At 59.8% G+C, this 21162-nt stretch carries 10 protein-coding genes, 4 tRNA genes and 3 pseudogenes; 6 read left to right on the forward strand and 11 right to left on the reverse strand.

From position 1 onward, the window contains the following. Positions 1 to 23 precede the first annotated feature (23 nt). The gene (locus ACYZT2_RS21405; protein WP_461967136.1) at positions 24 to 215 is read right to left on the reverse strand and encodes a Flp family type IVb pilin; all 192 of its coding nucleotides are present in this window, start codon (positions 213 to 215) and stop codon (positions 24 to 26) included. Positions 216 to 621: 406 nt separating this feature from the next. Here ACYZT2_RS21405 and ACYZT2_RS21410 point away from each other — a divergent pair, with 406 nt between their 5' ends. Beyond that, a complete protein-coding gene (locus ACYZT2_RS21410) occupies positions 622 to 1488 on the forward strand; it encodes a response regulator transcription factor (RefSeq protein WP_461967138.1) in 867 nt (288 codons plus the stop codon). Positions 1489 to 1608: 120 nt separating this feature from the next. Here the strand turns inward: ACYZT2_RS21410 and ACYZT2_RS21415 are convergent. From ACYZT2_RS21415 to ACYZT2_RS21430, 4 genes are all read right to left on the reverse strand, one after another. After that, a tRNA-Gly gene (locus ACYZT2_RS21415) sits at positions 1609 to 1684 on the reverse strand. Positions 1685 to 1687: 3 nt separating this feature from the next. Further along, positions 1688 to 1763, reverse strand: a tRNA-Glu gene (locus tag ACYZT2_RS21420). Positions 1764 to 1867: 104 nt separating this feature from the next. Continuing rightward, a tRNA-Gly gene (locus ACYZT2_RS21425) sits at positions 1868 to 1943 on the reverse strand. 2 nt (positions 1944 to 1945) lie between these two features. Further along, positions 1946 to 2021 (reverse strand) — tRNA-Glu (locus ACYZT2_RS21430). A 395-nt stretch (positions 2022 to 2416) separates the two neighbouring features. On the opposite strand from ACYZT2_RS21430, the gene ACYZT2_RS21435 reads away from it, so the two are divergent. Beyond that, positions 2417 to 3175: a hypothetical protein gene (locus ACYZT2_RS21435; protein ID WP_461967140.1), complete on the forward strand. Its 759-nt coding sequence runs from the start codon at positions 2417 to 2419 to the stop codon at positions 3173 to 3175. Positions 3176 to 3327: 152 nt separating this feature from the next. Here the strand turns inward: ACYZT2_RS21435 and ACYZT2_RS21440 are convergent, their stop codons facing one another. The 4 genes and pseudogenes from ACYZT2_RS21440 to ACYZT2_RS21455 form a co-directional block, all read right to left on the reverse strand. Beyond that, a complete protein-coding gene (locus tag ACYZT2_RS21440) occupies positions 3328 to 4209 on the reverse strand; it encodes a methyl-accepting chemotaxis protein (RefSeq protein WP_461973208.1) in 882 nt (293 codons plus the stop codon). Between the two features lie 27 nt (positions 4210 to 4236). Next, a pseudogene (locus ACYZT2_RS21445) lies at positions 4237 to 5292 on the reverse strand (methyl-accepting chemotaxis protein); the annotation flags it as partial. Between the two features lie 108 nt (positions 5293 to 5400). Beyond that, positions 5401 to 6791: pseudogene (locus tag ACYZT2_RS21450) on the reverse strand (aminotransferase-like domain-containing protein). A 339-nt stretch (positions 6792 to 7130) separates the two neighbouring features. Beyond that, positions 7131 to 7892 (reverse strand): SDR family oxidoreductase, encoded by a 762-nt coding sequence (locus tag ACYZT2_RS21455; RefSeq protein ID WP_461967142.1) that lies wholly within the window; start codon positions 7890 to 7892, stop codon positions 7131 to 7133. Positions 7893 to 8128: 236 nt separating this feature from the next. Here ACYZT2_RS21455 and ACYZT2_RS21460 point away from each other — a divergent pair, with 236 nt between their 5' ends. Then, positions 8129 to 9133 carry an NADP-dependent oxidoreductase gene (locus ACYZT2_RS21460; protein WP_461967144.1) on the forward strand — a complete coding sequence of 335 codons (1005 nt, stop codon included), beginning with the start codon at positions 8129 to 8131 and terminating at the stop codon, positions 9131 to 9133. Between the two features lie 139 nt (positions 9134 to 9272). Here ACYZT2_RS21460 and pyrF read toward each other — a convergent pair whose 3' ends face one another. Continuing rightward, the gene (gene pyrF / locus ACYZT2_RS21465; RefSeq protein ID WP_461967146.1) at positions 9273 to 9971 is read right to left on the reverse strand and encodes an orotidine-5'-phosphate decarboxylase; all 699 of its coding nucleotides are present in this window, start codon (positions 9969 to 9971) and stop codon (positions 9273 to 9275) included. A gap of 193 nt (positions 9972 to 10164) precedes the next feature. Here pyrF and ACYZT2_RS21470 point away from each other — a divergent pair. Beyond that, positions 10165 to 10254, forward strand: a pseudogene (locus ACYZT2_RS21470) (histidine kinase); the annotation flags it as partial. Between the two features lie 323 nt (positions 10255 to 10577). On the opposite strand, the gene ACYZT2_RS21475 reads toward ACYZT2_RS21470, so the two are convergent. Continuing rightward, positions 10578 to 16937, reverse strand: a complete 6360-nt coding sequence (locus ACYZT2_RS21475) for a retention module-containing protein (RefSeq protein WP_461967148.1) — start codon at positions 16935 to 16937, stop codon at positions 10578 to 10580. A 589-nt stretch (positions 16938 to 17526) separates the two neighbouring features. On the opposite strand from ACYZT2_RS21475, the gene ACYZT2_RS21480 reads away from it, so the two are divergent. Both ACYZT2_RS21480 and ACYZT2_RS21485 read left to right on the forward strand, forming a co-directional pair. After that, positions 17527 to 18885: a TolC family outer membrane protein gene (locus ACYZT2_RS21480; protein WP_461967150.1), complete on the forward strand. Its 1359-nt coding sequence runs from the start codon at positions 17527 to 17529 to the stop codon at positions 18883 to 18885. Between the two features lie 107 nt (positions 18886 to 18992). Further along, positions 18993 to 21152: a type I secretion system permease/ATPase gene (locus ACYZT2_RS21485; RefSeq protein ID WP_461967152.1), complete on the forward strand. Its 2160-nt coding sequence runs from the start codon at positions 18993 to 18995 to the stop codon at positions 21150 to 21152. Positions 21153 to 21162 lie beyond the last annotated feature (10 nt).

A 21162-nucleotide genomic window follows, 5' to 3' on the forward strand; every position in this document is an offset into this window, starting at 1 on the left:
TCTCCCTAACAGAGTTGTTGTTATCAGCAAGCACCAGGAACAATGGCGTTACAAATAGCCCTGATTCTTGTATCCACCACCCCGCCGAGAAGCGTGAACGCCCCGACCACAGCTACCGTGATCAGCCCACCCGCCACTGCGTATTCCACAATGGTCAGGCCGTCTTCGTCTTTGGCGAACTTCACTACCGAAGCCTTGATTGTTTGCATGATCATTTTGCCCACCTCACTCGAATGTTGTTTTTTGGAGGCAGTGCGTTCTGCTCTGCCTGGATGCAACACTAGTCAGGGGCAAGGCATGGGCGTTAGGAAGATTTTGCACATCACTAGGACTTTTTTGCGGGGACCCCAACTACCGTTAGTTGGCTTTTGGAAGGAACGGCGGGTAAGGAAGGAAATGACTTGCGAATGCGATTGTCGTTGATTCACAAGCGACGAGCGGGTGAGGCCTGGGACATTGATTCCACGCTAACAAACAAACGGGCAGGGTCGATTTTCAAACGAAATATAGAGCGCATAGAACTAAACCATGGGTTCCTTATAAGCATTTAGTCTGCAAAGTGATCGAACGTTAGCAATACTACTCAGCGAAGAGCGGCGCCAAGAACCCCAGAGTAGAGACATGACGTCCAATTTGACCAGAAGGCCATCGCTACTGTGGTTCGATCAGACTCACGATCGTTCCGCCAAGGAACTCATCGCGCAGTTCGAGGGTACTTGCGACTGCAAATTGGCGAAAAACTCCGTGTTGCCCCACGGGGAACAGGCAGACATGATCTGCGTCCATTTCGATCGCCCCGACACACCGGGCCTGAGGTTGTTGCTGGAGATCAAACGCACCACCCCCACCATCCCCATCACCATGTTCACCGTGCAGCACTCGGAAGAACTGGCCGTCTGGGCCATGCGCTCCAGCGTCTGGGAATACATGGTGCTGCCGCTCTCATCCACTGAGAGAAAGCGTTACCTGACGGCCGTGGTGCAGCTGTGCGAATTGCGCAGAAATGCCAACGGCCATGGCCAGACATCGCTGATCGATCACTCCCCGACCCTGCCGGACAGCATCCGGTTGACCTCGGGGCACCAAAAACACCAGGCGCTGAGCAACGTGATGCTGTACATCGATCAGCACTTTCGGGACAGCATCGATCAGAGGGATTTGGCGAAGCGCTGCGGCATGACGACCTTTCGCTTCAGCCGCCTGTTCAAGGAGGCCAATGGCGTTGGTTTCACGGATTACATTCTGAACAAGCGCATGAGCTTCGCCAAACAACTGCTCGACAATAGCCAGATGCCTATTACCAGCATCGGCTATGAGGCCGGCTTCAAGGATCCGTCCTACTTCGCTCGCGCCTTCAAGCAGTTCGTCAACTGCACGCCCAGCGAATACCGTTTGACATGCCAACTCAGAGCGGTAGCAGCGCAACCGGCGCTGGAGGATACAACTGCGGAAGTGCTCGAAAGCCTGGTGCAGAGCCTCGGGAGTTGAGACCGTTACGCAGGCTCGGCAGCTGCTCCCGGATTACCCGAAGGTTTTATTCCAATCAATGAAAATGACAAATAACGCGCATAAAAAAACGCCGCTCAATGAGCGGCGTTTTTTTGAATTTGGAGCGGGAAACGAGACTCGAACTCGCGACCCCGACCTTGGCAAGGTCGTGCTCTACCAACTGAGCTATTCCCGCAAATGGCGTCCCCTAGGGGACTCGAACCCCTGTTACCGCCGTGAAAGGGCGGTGTCCTAGGCCACTAGACGAAGGGGACACGCTGCCCGGAACACATGGTGTGTGTTTCGGTGCCCAGATCCGCATCCGAAGATTTGGTTCTGGTTTCACTCAGCCCTGCCCGAAAGCAAAGCCGTTTAAAACTGGAGCGGGAAACGAGACTCGAACTCGCGACCCCGACCTTGGCAAGGTCGTGCTCTACCAACTGAGCTATTCCCGCATTGGCGTCCCCTAGGGGACTCGAACCCCTGTTACCGCCGTGAAAGGGCGGTGTCCTAGGCCACTAGACGAAGGGGACACACGTACAACATTCACTCCCTACCGCGTTTCGCTGTGTGCTTTACGCTGTAAGTGGCGCGCATTCTATGGATGGATTGAGGGGTCGTCAACCCCCAGATATAAATTTATTTAAATCAATGACTTCGCCCTGCTTTCAGCAGCGATTCAGGCTTTTCCGTCGACTGACCTTTGGCGCCTATATTCTGGCATCCAGCAAGGCGCTATAGTCCACGCCGAGATGATGGCACTGTGCACCTCGCACGCTATTTACTTATATATGCAGCGTTACGGCCGATATAAGTAGAGCCATAGCCGATTCAACTCGTCGAGCGGCCCTAGGCGCCCAAATACCAAGCCACTACACTCGACTCGCATGCGAACCCTATAAAAGAGGTCTTACCGGTGACACCACTCATGATCACCCTGCTAGTCGTAGCCGGGATCGCACTATTGATCGCCATTGGCTACATTAACCATGTGGTGGAGAACAATAAGCTGGAAAAGGCCCGCACCAAGGTTGAACTCAACGATCGCCTGCGTCGTTGCGGCGAAATCACCGAGACCTTCCCCGGCCAATTGATGACACCAGCGCTCAAGCTGCTATTGACCCGTCTGGAACTGAACGTCTGCCAGCGCTTGCTGAACCTGGAAAAATCCAATGCCACTTTAAAGGCACGGATTACCGAGCTAAGTGCCCTCGTCGCCCAAGGCGAATCGATCCCGGTCAACAACCCGCCAGCACCGATCCAGACCGAAGCCAAAGCCAAAGACGTGCGCTTTTTGCTCGAAGCCCTGCATGGCCAGATCACCCGCGCCGCACAGGACGGTTTCCTGCCGACCAACGAAGCCAAGCGCTGGATCCGTGAGGTCCGCCATATCCTGGTCCTGCTGCACATCGAATTCTTCAACAACCTGGGCCAGCATTCTCTGCAACAGAACCAGCCCGGCCAGGCTCGCCTGGCCTTTGAACGCGGCGTGCAATACCTGCGCAAACAACAGGAACCGCAGATTTACGCTGAACAGCTGGAGTATCTGGAAAAGCTCCTGGCCCGCGCCAACGCTCAGGTCATGGACACCATCGCCCCGGTTGAAGGCGAGGTGAACCAATTGACCGAAGGCCTCAAAGACGTCGAGGCTGATGCCGACTGGAAGAAAAAAGCGATCTACGACTGATCATGCACATACCAGTCAGTTAGGCGAGCAAACTGCTTTCCGTAGGAGCCAGGCTTGCCGGCGAAGGCGCTTTCAAGAACGCCTTCGCCGGCAAGCCTGGCTCCTACATGTCCGATTTGCCCACACGGTGGCTTTTCAGCCTTCGGCAGCGCTTACAGCCTGAAGTGCCCCACCATCCCCTTCAACTCAACCCCCAGCTGCGCCAACTCTATACTCGACGCCGCATTGCCCCGCATCGCCAGCGACGACTGATCCGCACTGGCGCGGATACTGGTGACACTGCGATTGATCTCCTCGGCCACTGAACTCTGCTGTTCCGCAGCTGCCGCAATCTGCTGGTTCATCTGCTGAATCAACGACACCGCTGCCGCAATGCTCCCCAACGCGCTCTCGGTCTGCAACGCATCGCTCACCGCCAGCTTCACCAACTCGCCACTGTTCTGAATCTGCTGCACCGACGACTGCGCCGCCGAGCGCAAAGCACTGACCAGCCGTTCGATTTCTTCGGTCGATTGCTGAGTTCGCTTGGCCAGCGCCCGAACTTCATCGGCCACCACCGCGAAACCCCTGCCCTGCTCGCCGGCCCGCGCCGCCTCGATGGCCGCATTGAGCGCCAACAGGTTGGTCTGTTCGGCAACGCTTTTGATCACGCTGAGCACCGTGCCAATGTTCTGGATTTCCGCACTGAGGCTTTCGATGCTGGAACTGGCCGAGGCGGCCGAATCCGCCAATTGTTCAATCCGCGCCATGCTCTGACGCACCACCTGCTGACCGCTTTCGACCTTGCCATCGGCAGTCTGCGCCGCCTGGGCGGCCTCCTCCGCGTTACGTGCGACGTCATGCACCGTGGCGGTCATCTGGTTCATTGCGGTGGCGACCTGCTCGGTTTCTTCCTTCTGACTGCTGACTTCGAGGTTGGTCTGCTCGGTCACCGCCGACAGCGATTGTGCTGAGCTTGCCAGCTGTTCGATACCGGCCTGCAAACCACTGACGATATTGCTGAGCCCCGCGCCCATTTGCTGCATGGCTTGCATCAACTGACCAATCTCGTCACGGCGGGTCACTTCAATCGTTGCACTCAAATCGCCCGCGGCGATCTGCTGAGCCACACGAATCACACTGCGCAGCGGCGCGACGATCAACCGAGTGATCACCCAAGCAGCAATCAGCCCCACCAGCAAGGCCAGCGCCGAAGAGCCAATGATCAACAGCGAGTTCTTTTTCAGCTCTGCCTGCATCGACTGATCTTCGGCAACATAGGCCTGATCCACCCGCTCCACCACTTGAGCGGCGCGCTGGTGGAGTTGCTCGTAGACGGTTTTTTCCTGCGCCAATAACCCGGTGTACTCAGCGAGTTTTTCACTGAAACCGGCGATGTGACCGGACACTTCATTGAGGACGGTTTGGTAACCCTCATCCTTGATCGTGGTTTTCAGCTGCTCTGCTTGGGTCAGTGCCTGATCGGCTTGCTCGATCTTGCCCTGCCCGCCGCTGTCGTCGCCCTTGCGGCTCTGGTCCAGGCGGACACGCGCTTCATTCATGGCCTGCAACATCAACCGCGAAACCTGGCTGACCTGATTGGCCTGCTCGATGAATTGCGCGCCGTCCTTGCCCTCGGATTCCTTCAAGGTATAGGCACCATCGTCGGCGAGCCCGGCCTGCAACACGTCGAGGTTATTGGCCACGCTGGAGACCGACCAACTGGCCATTTCCAGCGCGAGGTCCTTGGCCTGGCTCAGCGAGACGAACTCATCAAACGCCTTGCGATAGGCCCCCAGAGATTGCTCGACGTCATTCATGACCGGCACATTGTTCGTCGACTGAGTCTTGAGTTCGATTGCCAGAGCGACCAGAGCGTCCACCCCGGCGCGCAAGGCCTCCGCGGTTTTCGGATTACCGTGCAAGGCGTATTCCTGCTCGAGCAGGCGAACCTTGAGCAAACCGCTGTTGAGCGACGACATCTGCTTGAGCCCGTCGAAGCGCTGACTGATGGTTTGCAGGGACCATACGCCAATGGCTGCCACCAGGGCTGTCAACAGCAGTACCAGCACAAACCCTATACCCAGTTTTTTCGCCATACCGAGGTTGGCAAAACGTCCTTGCACGGCCGAAATCATTGCGCTTAGTCCCCTGCCATTGTCTGTTGATGCAGATTCGCAACGGGCTTGAGCCAACACAAGGCTCTGGCGTCGGAATAATGGCAAAAAGCTACGCCAGCGTCGCTTTCAGAACGTTTGAGGTCGATCCCGAGCAGTGGCCTGAAAAAATGCCCGGGCGCGAGGATCACAGGCATAAGCAACGTTGATCCGCTGCCAATCATGAGCCTGGCCGGTTGGACTGAATGCCGTTGCGCAAGACAACAGGACACCGAAGCGCCGCCCCTGAGTTCGCACCTGAGCATAGTCAGCGTTGCGTGAGCGCGCCCAGATGAACAGGCCGCCCACCGGTTTGCCGAAAACCTCCCATTCGGCGTCTTCAAGTATTTGCAAGGCCGCTTCCCTGTCAGTATTTAATCGCTGACGTTGACGCTGCACCAACTTGCGATAGGCACCACTGGCCAACAAACAAGCCAGTACCGATTCGCTAAATCGTGAAGCGCCCATGCTGCTGATCATCTTGACCCTGGCCAGTCGCGAAATAACATCGGCACCCGCCACGACAAAGCCGACCCGCAACGAACTGCTGAGGGTTTTGGAATAGCTGCCGACGTAGATCACGTTGTCATCGATGCCCAGTGCCGCAAGGCGTGTGCCGGGGCCGTTGTGCAAATCCGCATAGACGTCGTCTTCGATCACCAGTACGCCATTTTTTTTGGCCAGTTGCAGAACTTGCTGAGCCACCGCCGGGGCCAGACTGCTGCCGGTGGGGTTGTGATAAAAGCTGTTGATGAACAAGCCACGGGGTTTGTGCTTCAGCAACATGCCTCGAGGGCATGGGTGTCTGGCCCGTGAGGGGTTCGCGGCACCTCGATCATGCTGACCCCGTGCAGCCTGAGCAGATCGAACAGCATTGAGTAGCCGGGACTCTCCACCACCACGCAATCGCCCGTTTTGAATAAAGTCCGTACGATCAAGTCGAGCCCATGACTGGCCCCCGCCGTGGTCAGGATTCGGCTTTCATCCACCGTGATATTCAGCTGTTTCAATCGTTTGAGGATCTGCTGACGCAAGGCAGGCAAGCCCAGCGGCGTGCTGTAGTTGAACAATCCGGCCATGTCGGTGCGACTGACCTGGCGTATGGCGTAGCTCAGGTCGTCAGTCTCGCGCCAGCTTTCGGGTAATCCGCCACAACCCAGTTTCAGTTCGCCGACGTGGCTGCTTTGCTTCTCCTCAACCCCTTCGAACCAGGGAAGATCCCGTTGCCCCTGAACGGCCAGCGCTGTTGCCGCGACAAAGAAACCCGCGCCGTTACGCGTCGCCAGTACCCCTTGAGCCACCAGCCGTTCACAGGCCTCGACGACACTGGATTGACTGAGCAGATTGATCCGCGCGATTTGTCGCACCGAAGGCAAACGCGCCCCCGGCGACACCTCGCTGCAACGGAGCCATTCGGCCAACGCGTCGACGATTTGCTGCACGACAGGCACCAATGCCTCTCGATCGATTCTCAACTCCATGAGCAAGCAAACTCCTCTCCGTTTTGCGGAAAACAGTTAATCACAGGAGCGCTCGAGAAGATGTGCGACAACGCCGTCAAAACCGTTGGTTCTAACCATTTGAAACACATTGACCGGAGTCGTCAGGGCACCGGTGCCGATCGATAAGGCGAAATGCGATCTGTAGCAGCTGCCGAAGGCTGCGTTCGGCTCGGGCCGCGTTCGGACGAGGCAGTCGTAAAATCAGAATTTGCGGTGCGTCAGGCAGACCGCGCCGACCGGAGTCACGACTGCTTCGCAGCCGAACGCAGCCTCGCGGGCTCGGCAGCTGCTACAAGGAATTCATCGCGACCTGGAACATTAAAACGCCGTAACCCCACCGTCCACCGCCAGCGAATGCCCGGTGGTGAATGCCGCGCCATCGCTGCACAGGTACAGCACCGCGCTGGCAATTTCTTCGACCTTGCCGATACGCCCGACCGGGTGCATGGCGTTGGCGAATTCACCCTTTTTCGGGTCCGCTTCATAAGCTCGACGGAACATGTCGGTGTCGATCACCGCCGGGCACACCGCATTCACGCGAATCTTTTTCTTGGCGTATTCAATGGCCGCCGATTTGGTCAGGCCGATCACCGCGTGTTTCGAGGCAGCGTAGATACTCATTTTCGGCGCAGCCCCCAGGCCGGCGACCGAAGCGGTGTTGACGATCGCACCGCCGCCCTGGGCCAGCAGCAACGGCAACTGATACTTCATGCACAGCCAGACGCCTTTGACGTTGACGCCCATGATCGCGTCGAACTCATCAATCGTGCCTTCGGCCAGTTTGCCTTTCTCGATTTCGATACCGGCGTTGTTGAAGGCATAGTCGAGACGGCCGTAGGTATTCACGACCTCGTCCATCAGATTTTTTACATCGCCTTCCAGAGTGACGTTGCAGCGCACGAAGGTCGCTTCACCGCCGGCGGTACGAATCAGCGCCACAGTGCCTTCACCACCCGCCGCGTCCAGATCGGCGACCATCACTTTCAATCCTTCAGCGGCGAACGCCAAAGCGGTCGCGCGGCCAATACCATTGGCCGCGCCTGTCACAACGGCAACCTGGCCAGAAAACGTCATGCTCATTGTTATGTCCTCAGAGGGAAGAATGCAGGGGATCGCGTGTGGCCAGTCTAGTCATAGCGGCGTATGGCACGGCAGCACTATCAGAAGGCCGGTGGGTTGCCCATGAGTAGCAGTGATAGAGCCGGCGCCCTGACTATCACTGCACTGGATCGATGTGCATTCGCAGCGTCAGCCAACCTTGCGACATCGCCCATGAAGGTCTATCAACAAGACTTCATTCATCTTGAGTGCCTGTCATGACTACCCAGACCAATCGCCAGTTCCTGCTCGCCAATCGCCCAGTGGGGGCGGCCACCCGTGAGACGTTCACGTATCAGGAAGTACCGGTCGGCGAGCCGGCGACGGGTCAGATCCTGGTCAAGAACGAATACCTGTCCCTGGACCCGGCCATGCGTGGCTGGATGAACGAGGGCAAGTCCTACATCCCTCCGGTCGGCATTGGCGAAGTCATGCGTGCATTGGGCGTAGGCAAAGTCATCGCATCGAACAATCCGGGTTTTGCCGTGGGGGACTACGTCAACGGCGCCCTCGGTGTGCAGGATTACTTCCTCGGCGAGCCGCGAGGCTTCTACAAGGTCGATCCGAAACTGGCACCGCTGCCGCGCTATTTATCCGCGCTGGGCATGACCGGGATGACCGCCTACTTCGCCCTGCTCGATGTCGGCGCGCCGAAAGCCGGCGACACCGTGGTGCTGTCGGGCGCGGCTGGCGCGGTGGGCAGCATTGCCGGGCAGATTGCCAAGATCAAAGGTTGCCGGGTGATCGGCATTGCCGGTGGCGCGGACAAGTGCAAGTTCCTGATCGACGAGCTGGGTTTTGACGGCGTCATTGACTACAAAAACGAAGACGTACAGGCCGGCCTCAAGCGCGAATGCCCTACAGGGGTCGATGTGTATTTCGATAACGTCGGCGGAGATATTCTCGATGCCGTGCTGAGCCGGCTGAACATGAAGGCGCGGGTGGTGATTTGCGGTGCCATCAGCCAGTACAACAACAAGGAAGCGGTCAAAGGCCCGGCCAACTACCTGTCGTTGCTGGTCAACCGTGCACGGATGGAAGGCTTCGTGGTGATGGATTACGCCGCGCAGTTCGCCGCTGCCGGGCAGGAAATGGCCGGCTGGATGGCCAAGGGGCAGCTCAAGAGCAAGGAAGATATTGTTGAAGGGCTGGAAACATTCCCGGAAACGCTGATGAAATTGTTCAGCGGCGAGAATTTCGGGAAGTTGGTGTTGAAGGTTTAACCCGATATCTGAAAGAACCACAAAACCAATGTGGGAGCGAGCCTGCTCGCGATAGCGGTGTATCAGCCAACATTGATGTCGACTGACACTCCCTCATCGCGAGCAGGCTCGCTCCCACATTTTGAGCTTCAGCGTTTGGTTAAGCGATTTCTGCGACGACCGCCGCCAACGCCTTCGCCGGATCCGCCGCCTGGCTGATCGGACGGCCGATCACCAGGTAGTCGGAACCGGCGTCCAGCGCCTGACGCGGGGTGAGGATGCGGCGTTGATCGTCCTGGGCGCTGCCCGCCGGACGAATCCCCGGAGTCACCAGTTGCAGCGACGGGTGAGCGGCTTTCAAGGCCTGGGCTTCCAGGGCTGAGCAGACCAGACCGTCCATCCCGGCTTTTTCCGCCAGCGCGGCCAGGCGCAGCACCTGCTCTTGTGGCTCGATGTCCAGACCGATACCCGCCAGATCCTCACGCTCCATGCTGGTCAGCACGGTCACGCCGATCAACAGCGGTTTCGGGCCGCTACGCTGATCGAGCACTTCTCGGCAGGCAGCCATCATGCGCAGACCGCCGGAGCAGTGCACATTGACCATCCACACGCCCATTTCCGCGGCGGCCTTGACGGCCATGGCGGTGGTGTTCGGAATATCGTGGAACTTGAGGTCCAGGAACACTTCGAAGCCTTTGTCGCGCAGAGTGCCGACGATTTCCGAGGCGCAACTGGTGAACAGTTCTTTACCGACTTTGACCCGGCACAGCTTCGGGTCCAGTTGATCGGCCAGCTTCAGTGCGGCGTCACGGGTAGGGAAATCCAGGGCGACGATGATAGGCGTCTGGCAGGCGGACATGAGCGGGCTCTCAGGCAAGTCGAAATCGGCGCGTATTGTAGCGGAACCAGCGCCGCTGCGGGACCCGATGATCGGTAAATCGTCGGCGCGGTCAAGACAAGACTAGCTCCTGCGGTAATTGTGTCGAGTTCGGTACACACACGACACGCCCCCCCCTTCAAGTCTAAACATACAAGCGAGCCTGCTCGCGATAGCCCTGAACAAAATGATCGCCAACCTGAGCAAGCAATACTCGCTCGACAACGTGGCGACTGTGGGCAAATACCTGAACGAGGCGACCTGAGTCAAAGCTTCGCGGGCAAGTCGGAGCGAGCGGTGCGGCGATCCGACTTGCCCGCGAAGAGGCCCTAAGCCCCAACAAAAAACTCAGGACCGTCGATATTCAACCCGGACCTGGCTTTTTTGCTCCAGGGACATAGGGTTGGTAGATCAAAAGATCGCAGCCTTCGGCAGCTCCTACGCGGGATTGTGCTCAACCGCAATAGGGCGGTGAACACCGAGTCCATAGGAGCTGCCGAAGGCTGCGATCTTTTGACTTTCAAAACCTCAAACAACAAAGAACCCGCCATTCCTTTCCACAGGAATGACGGGTTTTATCGTTTCAGCTCACACCGTATCCACCTTCAACGAATGGTCATTGAGCATCCCGTTGATGATGGTCGCGGTATCGTGACCGCCAGCAATCACCCCATCCACCCCCGGCGTGACGCCGTAGTGGCTGGCCAGGTTCACACCCGCCAGGTCGATGGTCTGGTTCGGCGTGGCGCCGGCCATGGCGCTGACGTCGATGCTGGTAATCACCGAGGCGCCACTGCCGCTGACGGTGAAGTGCAGGTAGTCATCCAGCGATGCCGCAGTGCCGTTTTCACCCTGCAGCAGTTGCGACAGGTCGAGTTTGTCGGTGCCTGGGGTGAAGTCGGTGATGACGTCGTGGCCGCTGTTGCCTTTGAGCCACTGGAAGGTGTCGGCGCCGCTGCCGCCGGTGAGGGTGTTGTTGCCGAGGCCGCCGATGAGGAAGTCGTCGCCGCCCCCGCCATTGAGCACATCGTTACCCAAACCGCCGTTGATGATGTTGCTGTTGTTGTTCCCCATGAGGCTGTCGTTGAAGTTTGAGCCGGTGAGGTTTTCGATGCCGGTCAAGGTGTCGGTGCCGGCGCCAAGGGTATTTTGCGCGGTAAGCAGGCCCAGGTCGACGGTGACCCCGGCGATGGCGTGGGCGTAGTTCGCGGTGTCGTTGCCGACGCCGCCGTCGAGCAGGTCATTGCCCGCTCCGCTGAACAGCAAGTCGTTGCCCGCGCCGCCGTGCATCTCGTTGTTGCCTGAACCTGCGGTGAGCACATCGTTGCCGTCGCCGGCATTGATGACGTTGTTGCCAGCGCCCGCCACCAGTACGTCGTCGCCCGAAGTGCCGGTCAGCGTATGGCCGTCCTGATAGCTGATGGTCACATTGGCCGAGTCGCTGCCGCCGTGGTTGTCGTTGGCGGTGTAGGTGTCGTGGTAGTCCGCAGCGCTGTCCTGAGCTGCGGCGTAGTTGACGGTCATGGTCAGCTGATAGTTTTCCGACCCCTTCCCGCTGTTGCCCGGCCCACCGTCGTCGATGTTAGTGATGTGGATCTGGTACGTGCCGTCCGCCGTGGCGGTGAGGGTCTGGCCGTCGGCGATGGCAATGAAAGCCCCGCCGTTGACCGAGTACTCCACGGTGATGTGACCCGCCGCCAGGTTGTGGTCCAGGTTGAGGGTTTCCCCCTGTTTGAGGTTGACGGTGATCCGGTCCTCATCATTGGTATTGTTGGTATTGACTGATCCCAGTGCCCCGCTGACCACCAGCACTGCCGTCATGGCCGCGGTGTTGGCGACGAATGCGCTGCGGGCGATGGTCACTGCCTGGTTATTTCCGGTGAAGCTGAAGTTCGGGTTGGTGCCGGTAAAGTCCGCGCCCCTGGCCGTCCAGCCGGTGTTGAAGGTGGTTGGCGATGCCGTGAGCGCATCGCCATTGACGTCAGTGTCGTTGACCAGCAGCAATTCACCCGGCACCACAATGCTGCCCGACAGCACGTTGGTGATGACGTGGTCATCGACCGCCACCGGTGGCGTGTTCGCAATCACGTTGATCACCAGCGTGGAGCTGGCCAGATCGCCATCGTTGTCGCTAACGGTAAAGCCGATGTTTTCAGTGATCACCGCGGCCGTGGTTTTCTGCGAGAGGTAGGTGTACTCGCCGGTATCGAGGTTCACCAGCAGGGTGCCGCTGTTGTCGGTGGCGATGCTCAGGGTGTTGTTGGCGGTGTTGAAGGTGCCGTGATTGGCGCCGCCGCTGAAGCTCAGCGCCCCCTGATTGCTGTTGGCTTTCGGGTCGTAGGTATAAGTGGTGCCGTCGATCGTGAGGGATTTGATGAATCCGCCATCGGCACCGAATGTACCGCCCTCACCCAGCAGCGAACCAGTGACCGGCGCGCCTTGCACAGTGCCCGAGAGTACCGAGTTGAGTTGATTGAGGTCAGTCACTATCACGGCGTTGGTGTTGGTGTGCGTGCTGCCGTCATAGGCCACTGGATCGAGGCTGGCGTTACTGACGCCGCTGCCCAGCCCGATGGCGTAGTTCTTGATGCCATTGGCGTCGAGGAAGGCTTTGAGCGCGGCCTCGTCCGCGGGGCCGATGTCGCCTTCGTTGGGTTTGCCATCGGAGAAGAAGTAACCGACGTTCTGCGCCCCGGTGAGTTTGCCCGAGGTGTTGAACGCGGTTTGCATGGTCGCCACGGCGGCGTCGTAGTTGGTGCCGCCGCCAGCTGTCAGCGTAGCGATGATCGCCTTGGCGGTCGCCACATCCACCCACATCGAGGTTTTGTCTGTGGCGCTGCTGCTGAAGGTGACGATCTGCACTTTCACATCGCCGAGGTCGTCGTACTTGTCGAGCAATGCGCTGATCGCCTGCTTGGCCAGGTCCAGCCGCGACAGCCCCGATACACCGGAAGGGTCGACCATGCTCCCGGACACGTCGATCACCAGTAAAAGGTTGGAGTCGATCTGCAGCGCGGGCACCGAACGGTCCGCGGCGACGGCGTTGGGCACATCATCGACGATGCTGACCACAAGAGTGCCGGTGGTGCTGTTGCCCACGGCATCGGTGGCGGTATAGGTGAAGCTTTCGTTCAGGGTGTTCGCGCCGTCGTTGGCGTCGGGCGAAGTTTTCGGTGCCGAGGTCAAGGTGTAGGTGTAGCTGCCGTCGGGGTTGAGCAGGATTTGCCCGTAGGTTCCGGTGGCGCTGCCGACCAGGGTGTAGGTGATCGCAACGCTGGCGCCGGTGACTGCACCGACCAGCGTACCGGAACCGGTTTCACCGGTGTTGCCCGGCTCGGAGCCAGTGACGCTGCCCACTGCCAGGTCCTGGCCGTCCTGGGTCAAATCCAGAGCTTTTTCGTAAACCGTCACGTCGGTATCGGTGACCGTTACGAGGCAGCTGTTGTGGACGTCGATGGTGATCGTGGTGGTGCTTTCATCGCCATCGGCGTCGCGCACGGTGTAGGTGAACACATCCGTGGCGCCCGGTTCGCCGACCGAGTTCGGGTTGCTGTGGTACACGGCGTTGCCGCTGGCATCCAGCGTCAGGTAACCATGGCTGCCGTTGATTTGCGTGTTCAAACCGCCGATGACCGAGGTCGACGTGTCGCTGCCGGCGCGCACGCCGACCACTGCACCTCCCCATGCCGGGCCGTCAGCACCGAGCACATCGTTGGCCAGTACATTACCGCTGACCGTACCGCCCTCCACCACCGAGACGGAATCGCAGTGAGCAGTCGGCACATCATCGACGATGCTGATCACGATGGTGCTGGTGACGCTGTTGCCCACGGCGTCGGTGGCGGTATAGGTGAAACTGTCGCTCAGGGTGTTCGGTCCGTCGTTGGCATTGGGGGTGGTCGCTGGTGCGGACGTCAGCGTGTAGGTGTAGGAGCCGTCCGGGTTGAGCAGGATCTGCCCATAGGTCCCGGTGGTGCTACCGACCAACGTGTAAGTGATCGCGCCAGTAGCGCCGGAGATGGAGCCGACCAAGGTGCCACTGGCGGTTTCTCCGGTATTGCCCGGCTCGCTGCCGGTGACGGTGCCTGCTGCCAGGTCCTGTCCATCCTTGGTCAAATCCAGCGCTTTTTCCTGAACCGTCACATCGGTATCGGGAGCAACGACGAGGGAGCAGTTGGCCACGTCGATGGTAATCGTTGTGGTGCTTTCATCACCGTCGGCATCGCGCACGGTGTAGGTGAACACGTCAGTTGCGCCCGGCGCGCTGACCGCGTTCGGATTGCTGTGGTACACGGCGTTGCCGTTGGCATCCAGCGTCAGGTAGCCATAGCTGCCGTTGATTTGCGTGTTCAGGCCGCCGATGGCTGAAGTCGACGTGTCACTGCCGGCGCGCACGCCGACTACCGCGCCACCCGACGCAGGGCCGTCAGCGCCGAGCACATCGTTGCCCAAGACATTACCGCTGACGGTTCCGCCCTCCGCCACCGAGACTGCATCGGCGTGGGCGGTGGGTACGTCGTCGACGATGTTGATCACGATGGTACTGGTGACGCTGTTGCCCAAGGGATCGGTGGCTTGATAGGTAAAACTTTCGCTCAGGGTATTCGACCCGTCGTTGGCGTTGGGTGTAGTCGTTGGCGCGGACGTCAGGGTGTAGGTGTAAGAACCGTTCGGGTTGAGCAGGATTTGCCCGTAGGTTCCGGTGGCGCTGCCGACCAGGGTGTAGGTGATCACGCCAGTGGCACCGGTGACGGAACCGACCAGTGTTCCAGAGGCAGTTTCGCCGGTGCTGCCAGGTTGACTGCCGGTGACGGTGCCCGCTGCCAGGTCCTGGCCGTCCTTAATCAAATCCAGCGCTTTTTCGTGAACCGTCACGTCGTTATCGCTGGCCGCTACGAGGGTGCAATCGGCCACGTTAATGGTGATGGTCGTGGTGCTTTCATCGCCATCGGCATCACGCACGGTGTAGGTGAACACATCCGTGGCGCCCGGTGCGCTGACCGAGTTCGGGTTGCTGTGATACACGGCGTTGCCGTTGGCATCCAGAGTCAGGTAGCCGTAGGTGCCGTTGATTTGCGTATTCAAGCCGCCGATGGCTGAAGTCGAGGTGTCGCTGCCGGCGCGCACGCCGACCACCGCACCACTGAGTGCCGGGCCATCGGCGCCACCGACGTCATTGTTCAGCACGTTGCCCGAGGCCGTTGCGCCCTCGCCTATCGTGGCGAGATCAGGGTTGGCGGTGGGCAAGTCATCGACGATGTTGACGTTGATCTGACCCAATGCCGTGCTGCCATCGACGTCCGTGGCGACGACGTTGAGGTTCTCGGTGATGCTGTTGGTGCCGTCGGCGTTCGGGTGGGTTTCGTTATCCGTCAGGGTGTAGCTGTAGCTGACCACGCCGGTCGTGCTGTTGAAACCGGTGATGGTCAGCATATTGCCGAGCGCAGTGACAATCGATTGCGGGAAGCCTGCGGCCACGCCACCGGTGACTACCGCGATGCCGCCCACGGTCAGGGTTTGCAAACCGTCGAGGGCGGTGACGGTGAAGGTGCCGCTCTGGGTCAAGGCCGGTGTGTTGGGGCTGCTGCCGTCGCTGAGGTTTTTCTCATAAACGTTGAGTTCACCGCCGTTGACGTTCAGGCCATCGAGGGTCACTGGGTCATCGTTGTTCTGGATACTCAGCACCAGGTTTGCGGTGCTGGTATCGCCGTCGGCATCCGTCAGGGTGTAGGTGAAGGTTTCCGTGGCATTGCCGCCACCGTTCAAGGCTTTGAAGTCGGCATCGCTGGTGTTCAGGGTGTAGGTGTACGTGCCGTTGGCGTTGAGTACCAGTGTGCCGTAAGTCCCGTTGAACGTACCGCCAATGATCGGCCCGCTGTCGGGGCCGGTGGCAATGCGATCGGCGCCCTGGAGGTCGTTGGGCAGCACGCTGCCGGTCAGGGTCAGCAGGATTTGCGAGGCGCTATTGGCGTTGGTGTCGTCGATGGCTTTGGGCACATCGTCGGTGATGTTGACGTCCAGCGAACCGGTGGCGGTATCGCCGTTGCTGTCACTGGCGACCACGGTGAACTGTTCACTCAGGTTGTTGGCGCCGGCGCCAGCCGAGTGGGTTTCGTTGCCGACCAGGGTGTAGCTGTAACTCACCACGCCGGTGGCCGGGTTGTAACCGGTGATCGTCAGGGTGTTGCCCAGTTGCGTGGTGATCGACTGCGGAAAACCGGCGGGCACACCGCCACTGATCACGTTGATCCCGCCGATGCTCAGGCTGGTCAGCCCGTCAGCAGCAATGACCGTGAAGGTGCCGTTTTGAATCAGTGCTCCGGGGTTGCTGGCCGAACCGTCCGCCAGGTTGGCTTCATTGAGGGTCAGTTCGCCCCCCGCCACCGAAAGGCCAATGAGGGTGACCGGGTTATTCGGCGTGCCTGTACCTCCTGCACCATTGTCCGGGTCCCGGCGTTCCAGGGGGAATTCGGGAATACCGTTGAAGCCCGCGGTGGGGAAACCGATCGTGGGATCGACCCGGCCCGCCACTTCCTCCAGCAACACAAAACTGTGACCACCACCCAATCCACCCGGCGCGCCCGAGGCGCCCGGCCCGGCGGCGGTGGCTTCACCGGTCTGGGTCGGGTCGGCACCGGCGGCAATAGCTTTTTGCAGTTGCTCGACATCGGTCAGTTGCGCCTGGCTCGGCGTCACCGCATCGGCGGTCTCCACGTGCGGGGCCTGATGCGCCAGTAATTGGGCCGTCATCTGCAGGCTGCTGTCACGCCCCAGAGTCAGCTCCTGGCCATTTTTCAATTGCACCGCCACCGCGCCTTCGGCCCCGGTGACCAGTTGCTCGCCGGCAAACAGCCGATCGCCCTCGACCAGGGTGCGTCGGGTGCCATCACCCGCCACTGCGTACACCTGACCGATGACCTTACTGACGATACCGATGAGCGTTGCCATGTGCATTTCCTCCGCTGCCAACGGGTGTCGGCATCCTGTTTGCGCGAAGAACGTGCCCACGGTTAAGCAGGTTGCCTGGCAGATCGTCTGCCGAGATAGCGTTTACCTGAGGTAAACCACTGCCTCCCGACTCTGTCGCCAAACGTGTCGCTGGCAAGGGGAATGTCTGGATAGGGATAAAACCCTCTGCAATCAATGGCATCGGGGTCCACTTCCAAAAATAACCGCCCTGCTAACGATGCGTAACGGTTTTGAATCACTTGAGTGACAAAAAATTGTCGCCTCTAAACCGTCCCGCCTCCTCCCCTCCAGCACTTCTTCGCTCTGTGTCGAAAAGTGGATTGAACTTTCATCAAGCCCTTCAATGCTCCTGAGAGCTCATAAACAAAGGCTTTCGCATTGAACAATGTGCTGGATTTTTCAGAGCGCATAAGTTTTTTTCGGCATAAGACTTATGAGAAATCCTTCTTAGCTTCGCGTCAGGATGTTCTTAGCTCTGTTGTAACAAGCGTGAGACGGTTTCACTTAAAAATAACGTCAAATATCTGGCGGATCACTAAGTACCATCAGGAATCAGGGAGAGGCATCCATGCGCGTTTTAACCCCCCTCTGCAGCGCGATTTTGCTGGCCATGGCCTGCACTTCTCAGGCTCAGGCGATGTCATTGACCGAGGCGATCCAGAGCACCATTGCGACCCACCCGGAACTGGCGTCGCGGGTCGATGCCCGGCTCTCGGCCGACGAGCAGATTAAAGTCGCCAAAGGGGGCTTTTATCCATCGGTGGATTTGAACGCCGGCTACGGGCGCGGGTACAGCGATAACACCACCACTCGGGCGCAGGGCAATCACCACACCGAGATCCTCACCTACACCCAGTCGGAACTGCGCCTGCGGCAAATGCTGTTCGACGGTTTCAACACCTCCAACGAGGTCGCGCGCACCAAAGGCGTGGCCAACTCGCGAGCCTATTACGCTCAGGGCACCGCCCAGGATCTGGCCCTGCGCACCGTCGAGGTGTACCTCGAAGTGCTCAAGCGCCGCGAACTGGTGACCCTGGCCAAGAACAACCTGCAAGCGCACATGCGGGTCAACGATCAGATCGGCCTGCGCACCGAACGTGGGGTCGGCAGCAACGCCGACGCCGACCAGTCCACGGCTCGCCGGGCACTAGCAGAGAACAACCTCGACACCGCCGAAGTCGATCTGGCCGATGCCGAGACGAATTTCTACAGCGTCGTGGGGCGCATGCCCGATGAACTCGAAGCACCGCCATCGACCCGCGGCGAATTGCCCGCCACCCTGCCGGAAGCCCAGCAGAGCATGGTGGAAAACAACCCGTACCTGAAATCCGCCCAGGCCGATGTGCAATCGGCCGAAAGCCAGTATGAAGTCTCCAAGTCGCCGTTCTACCCGCGTTTTGATGCTGAAGCGGCGGTGGGCGCGAACAACAATATTCAGGGCGACGAAGGCCACGACAACGAATGGCGAGTGGGTGTGGTGATGAACTACAACCTGTTCCGCGGCGGCAGCGACAAGGCCCGGCTGGCCTCCAATGCGCACCAGATCAACCAGGCGCTGGACATCCGCAACAACGCCCTGCGCCAACTCAACGAGAACATCCACCTGGCCTGGAACGCCATGCTCAACGCCAAGAAACAAACCCCGACCGCCCGTGAATACGCCGAAACCACCACCCGTGTGCGGGCCGCGTATCAGGATCAGTTCGGCCTTGGCCAACGGACCTTGCTCGACTTGCTCGACAGTGAAAACGAACTCTACAACGCCAACCGCCGCTACACCGAAGTGCGCTACACCGAGGAGTTTTCGATGTACCGCGTGCTGGCGAACATGGGTCAGTTGCTGAGCAAACAACGGGTGGTGCTGCCCGCCGATGCGATCGCCTCCACCGAAGTGAAAAACGAAGCTCGCTTGCCTGAACTGAAATGAAATAACCCTGTAGGAGCTGCCGAACGCGGCCCGAGCCTTCGGCAGCTCCTACAGGGCGATGTGTAGATATTTATGCCAATTGCCGTAGCTCAACAGGAGCGCTCATTGTGACCAGCATGGAACCCGGCAACACGGGTGTCGATCCGCGGCTGAGCTTCGATGACCCGCTTCTGGACGGTCTGTTGATTCTCTGCAAACTCCACGGCGCGACGGTCAGTCGCGCCAGCCTGAGCGCCGGGCTGCCAATGGCACACCAACGCTTGAGTCTGGACCTGCTGCCGCGCGCAGCGGCCCGGGCCAGTTTGCAGGCGCGTGTGTTGCGCCGTGAACTGGGGGAGATTTGCGCGCTCAACCTGCCTGTGATGCTGATCCTCAACCATGGCCGCTGCGCAATCTTGCGGCGCTTGGGCGATGACGGTCAGGCGCTGATTCTGCCGAGTGAAGCCGACGGCGGAGAACAATGGGTCAGCACGGACGAGCTGGCCACCAACTACAGCGGCCAGGCCTTGTTCGCCCGGCCGCGGCATGAACTCGAAGACTTGCGCGCGCCGCTGGTGCCGCGAGTCGAGGCGTGGTTTCGCGACACGTTGAAGTTGTCGAAGTGGCTCTACAGCGATGCGATTCTGGCAAGTTTTCTGATCAACCTCCTCGGGCTGATGGTGCCGCTGTTCGTGATGCAAACCTACGACCGTGTGGTGCCGAATCAGGCCACTTCAACCTTGTGGGTGCTGTCGATCGGCTTGCTGATCGGCACCGGCTTCGAACTGGTACTGCGGGTGGTTCGCGCGCATTTGCTGGACACCGCCGGGAAGAAAACCGACGTGATTCTTTCGGCGACCTTGTTCGAACGCATCACGGGCATGGCGATGAAAGCGCGGCCAGCAACCATCGGTGGTTTCGCCCAGAGCATTCATGACTTTCAGGGCCTGCGGGAATTTCTTACCGCCGTGACGCTGACCAGCCTGATCGACCTGCCCTTCGCGGTGTTGATGCTGGTGGTGATCGGCCTGCTCGGCGGCTGGCTGGTGGTGATTCCGCTGTTGGCCTTCCCCATCACGATCATCTTCGCCATGGTGATTCAGGCACGTTTGCGCGACACCGTGCAGAAGAGTCTGAGCCTTGGCGCCGAACGCCAGGCCCTGCTGATCGAAACCCTCGGCGGCCTGGAAACCCTCAAGGCGTGCAGCGCCGAAAGCGAACGCCAGCACACATGGGAAAGCACCCACGGCGCCCTCACCCGCCTCGACAGTCATGCGCGCAACCTCTCGGCGCTGGCCACCAACGGCACGTTGTTCATTCAGCAATTCTCCGGCATGGCGACCATCGTCGCCGGGGTCTACAGCATCATCGCCGGCAACCTCAGCGTCGGCGCGCTAGTGGCGACCTACATGCTCGGCAGCCGCGTGCTCGCGCCGCTGGGGCAAATCGCCGGGCTGATCACCCGTTATCAGCAAGCACAACTGACCATGAAAAGCACCGATGCGCTGATGTCGTTGCCGCAAGAACGTGACGCCAAACAGCGGCCGCTGGAGCGCACGCAACTGCAAGGCGCGCTCGACGTCAGCGGCGTGACGTTCCACTACAACGGCCAGAATGCTCCGGCCCTGGCCAACGTCAGCTTCAGCATGAAACCCGGCGAACGGATCGGCATCATCGGCCGCAGCGGCTCGGGCAAAAGCACATTGGCGCGGCTGGTGATGGGTTTCTATGCGCCGGAAGAAGGCCAGTTGCTGCTCGATGGCCTGGACCTGCGGCAGCTGGACGTCGCCGACCTGCGTCAACAGATCGGCTATGTCGCCCACGACCTGCCGCTGCTGGCCGGCAGCCTGCGCGACAACCTGACCCTGGGCGCGCGCTACATCAGCGACGCCCGAATGCTTGAAGTCGCTGAACTGACCGGCGTCACCGAACTGGCTCGCCAACATCCCCAGGGCTTCGACCGGCCGGTGGGCGAGCGTGGTCAGTTGTTGTCGGGCGGTCAACGGCAAGCGGTGTTGCTGGCGCGGGCCTTGTTGCTCGACCCGCCGATCATGCTGCTCGATGAACCCACCAGCGCCATGGACAACAGCAGCGAAGACGTCCTGCGGCAAAAACTCCACGGCTGGATTCAGGGCAAAACCCTGCTGCTGGTCACTCACCGCACCTCGATGCTCAGCCTGGTGGACCGGCTGGTGGTGCTGGACAACGGGCGGATCGTCGCCGACGGCCCGAAAGAAGCGGTCATCGATGCATTGCGCAAGGGCCGTGTCGGCTCTGCGGCGGTCTAGGAGTTTTGCC

It is taken from the genome of Pseudomonas sp. MDT1-85, assembly GCF_054898065.1.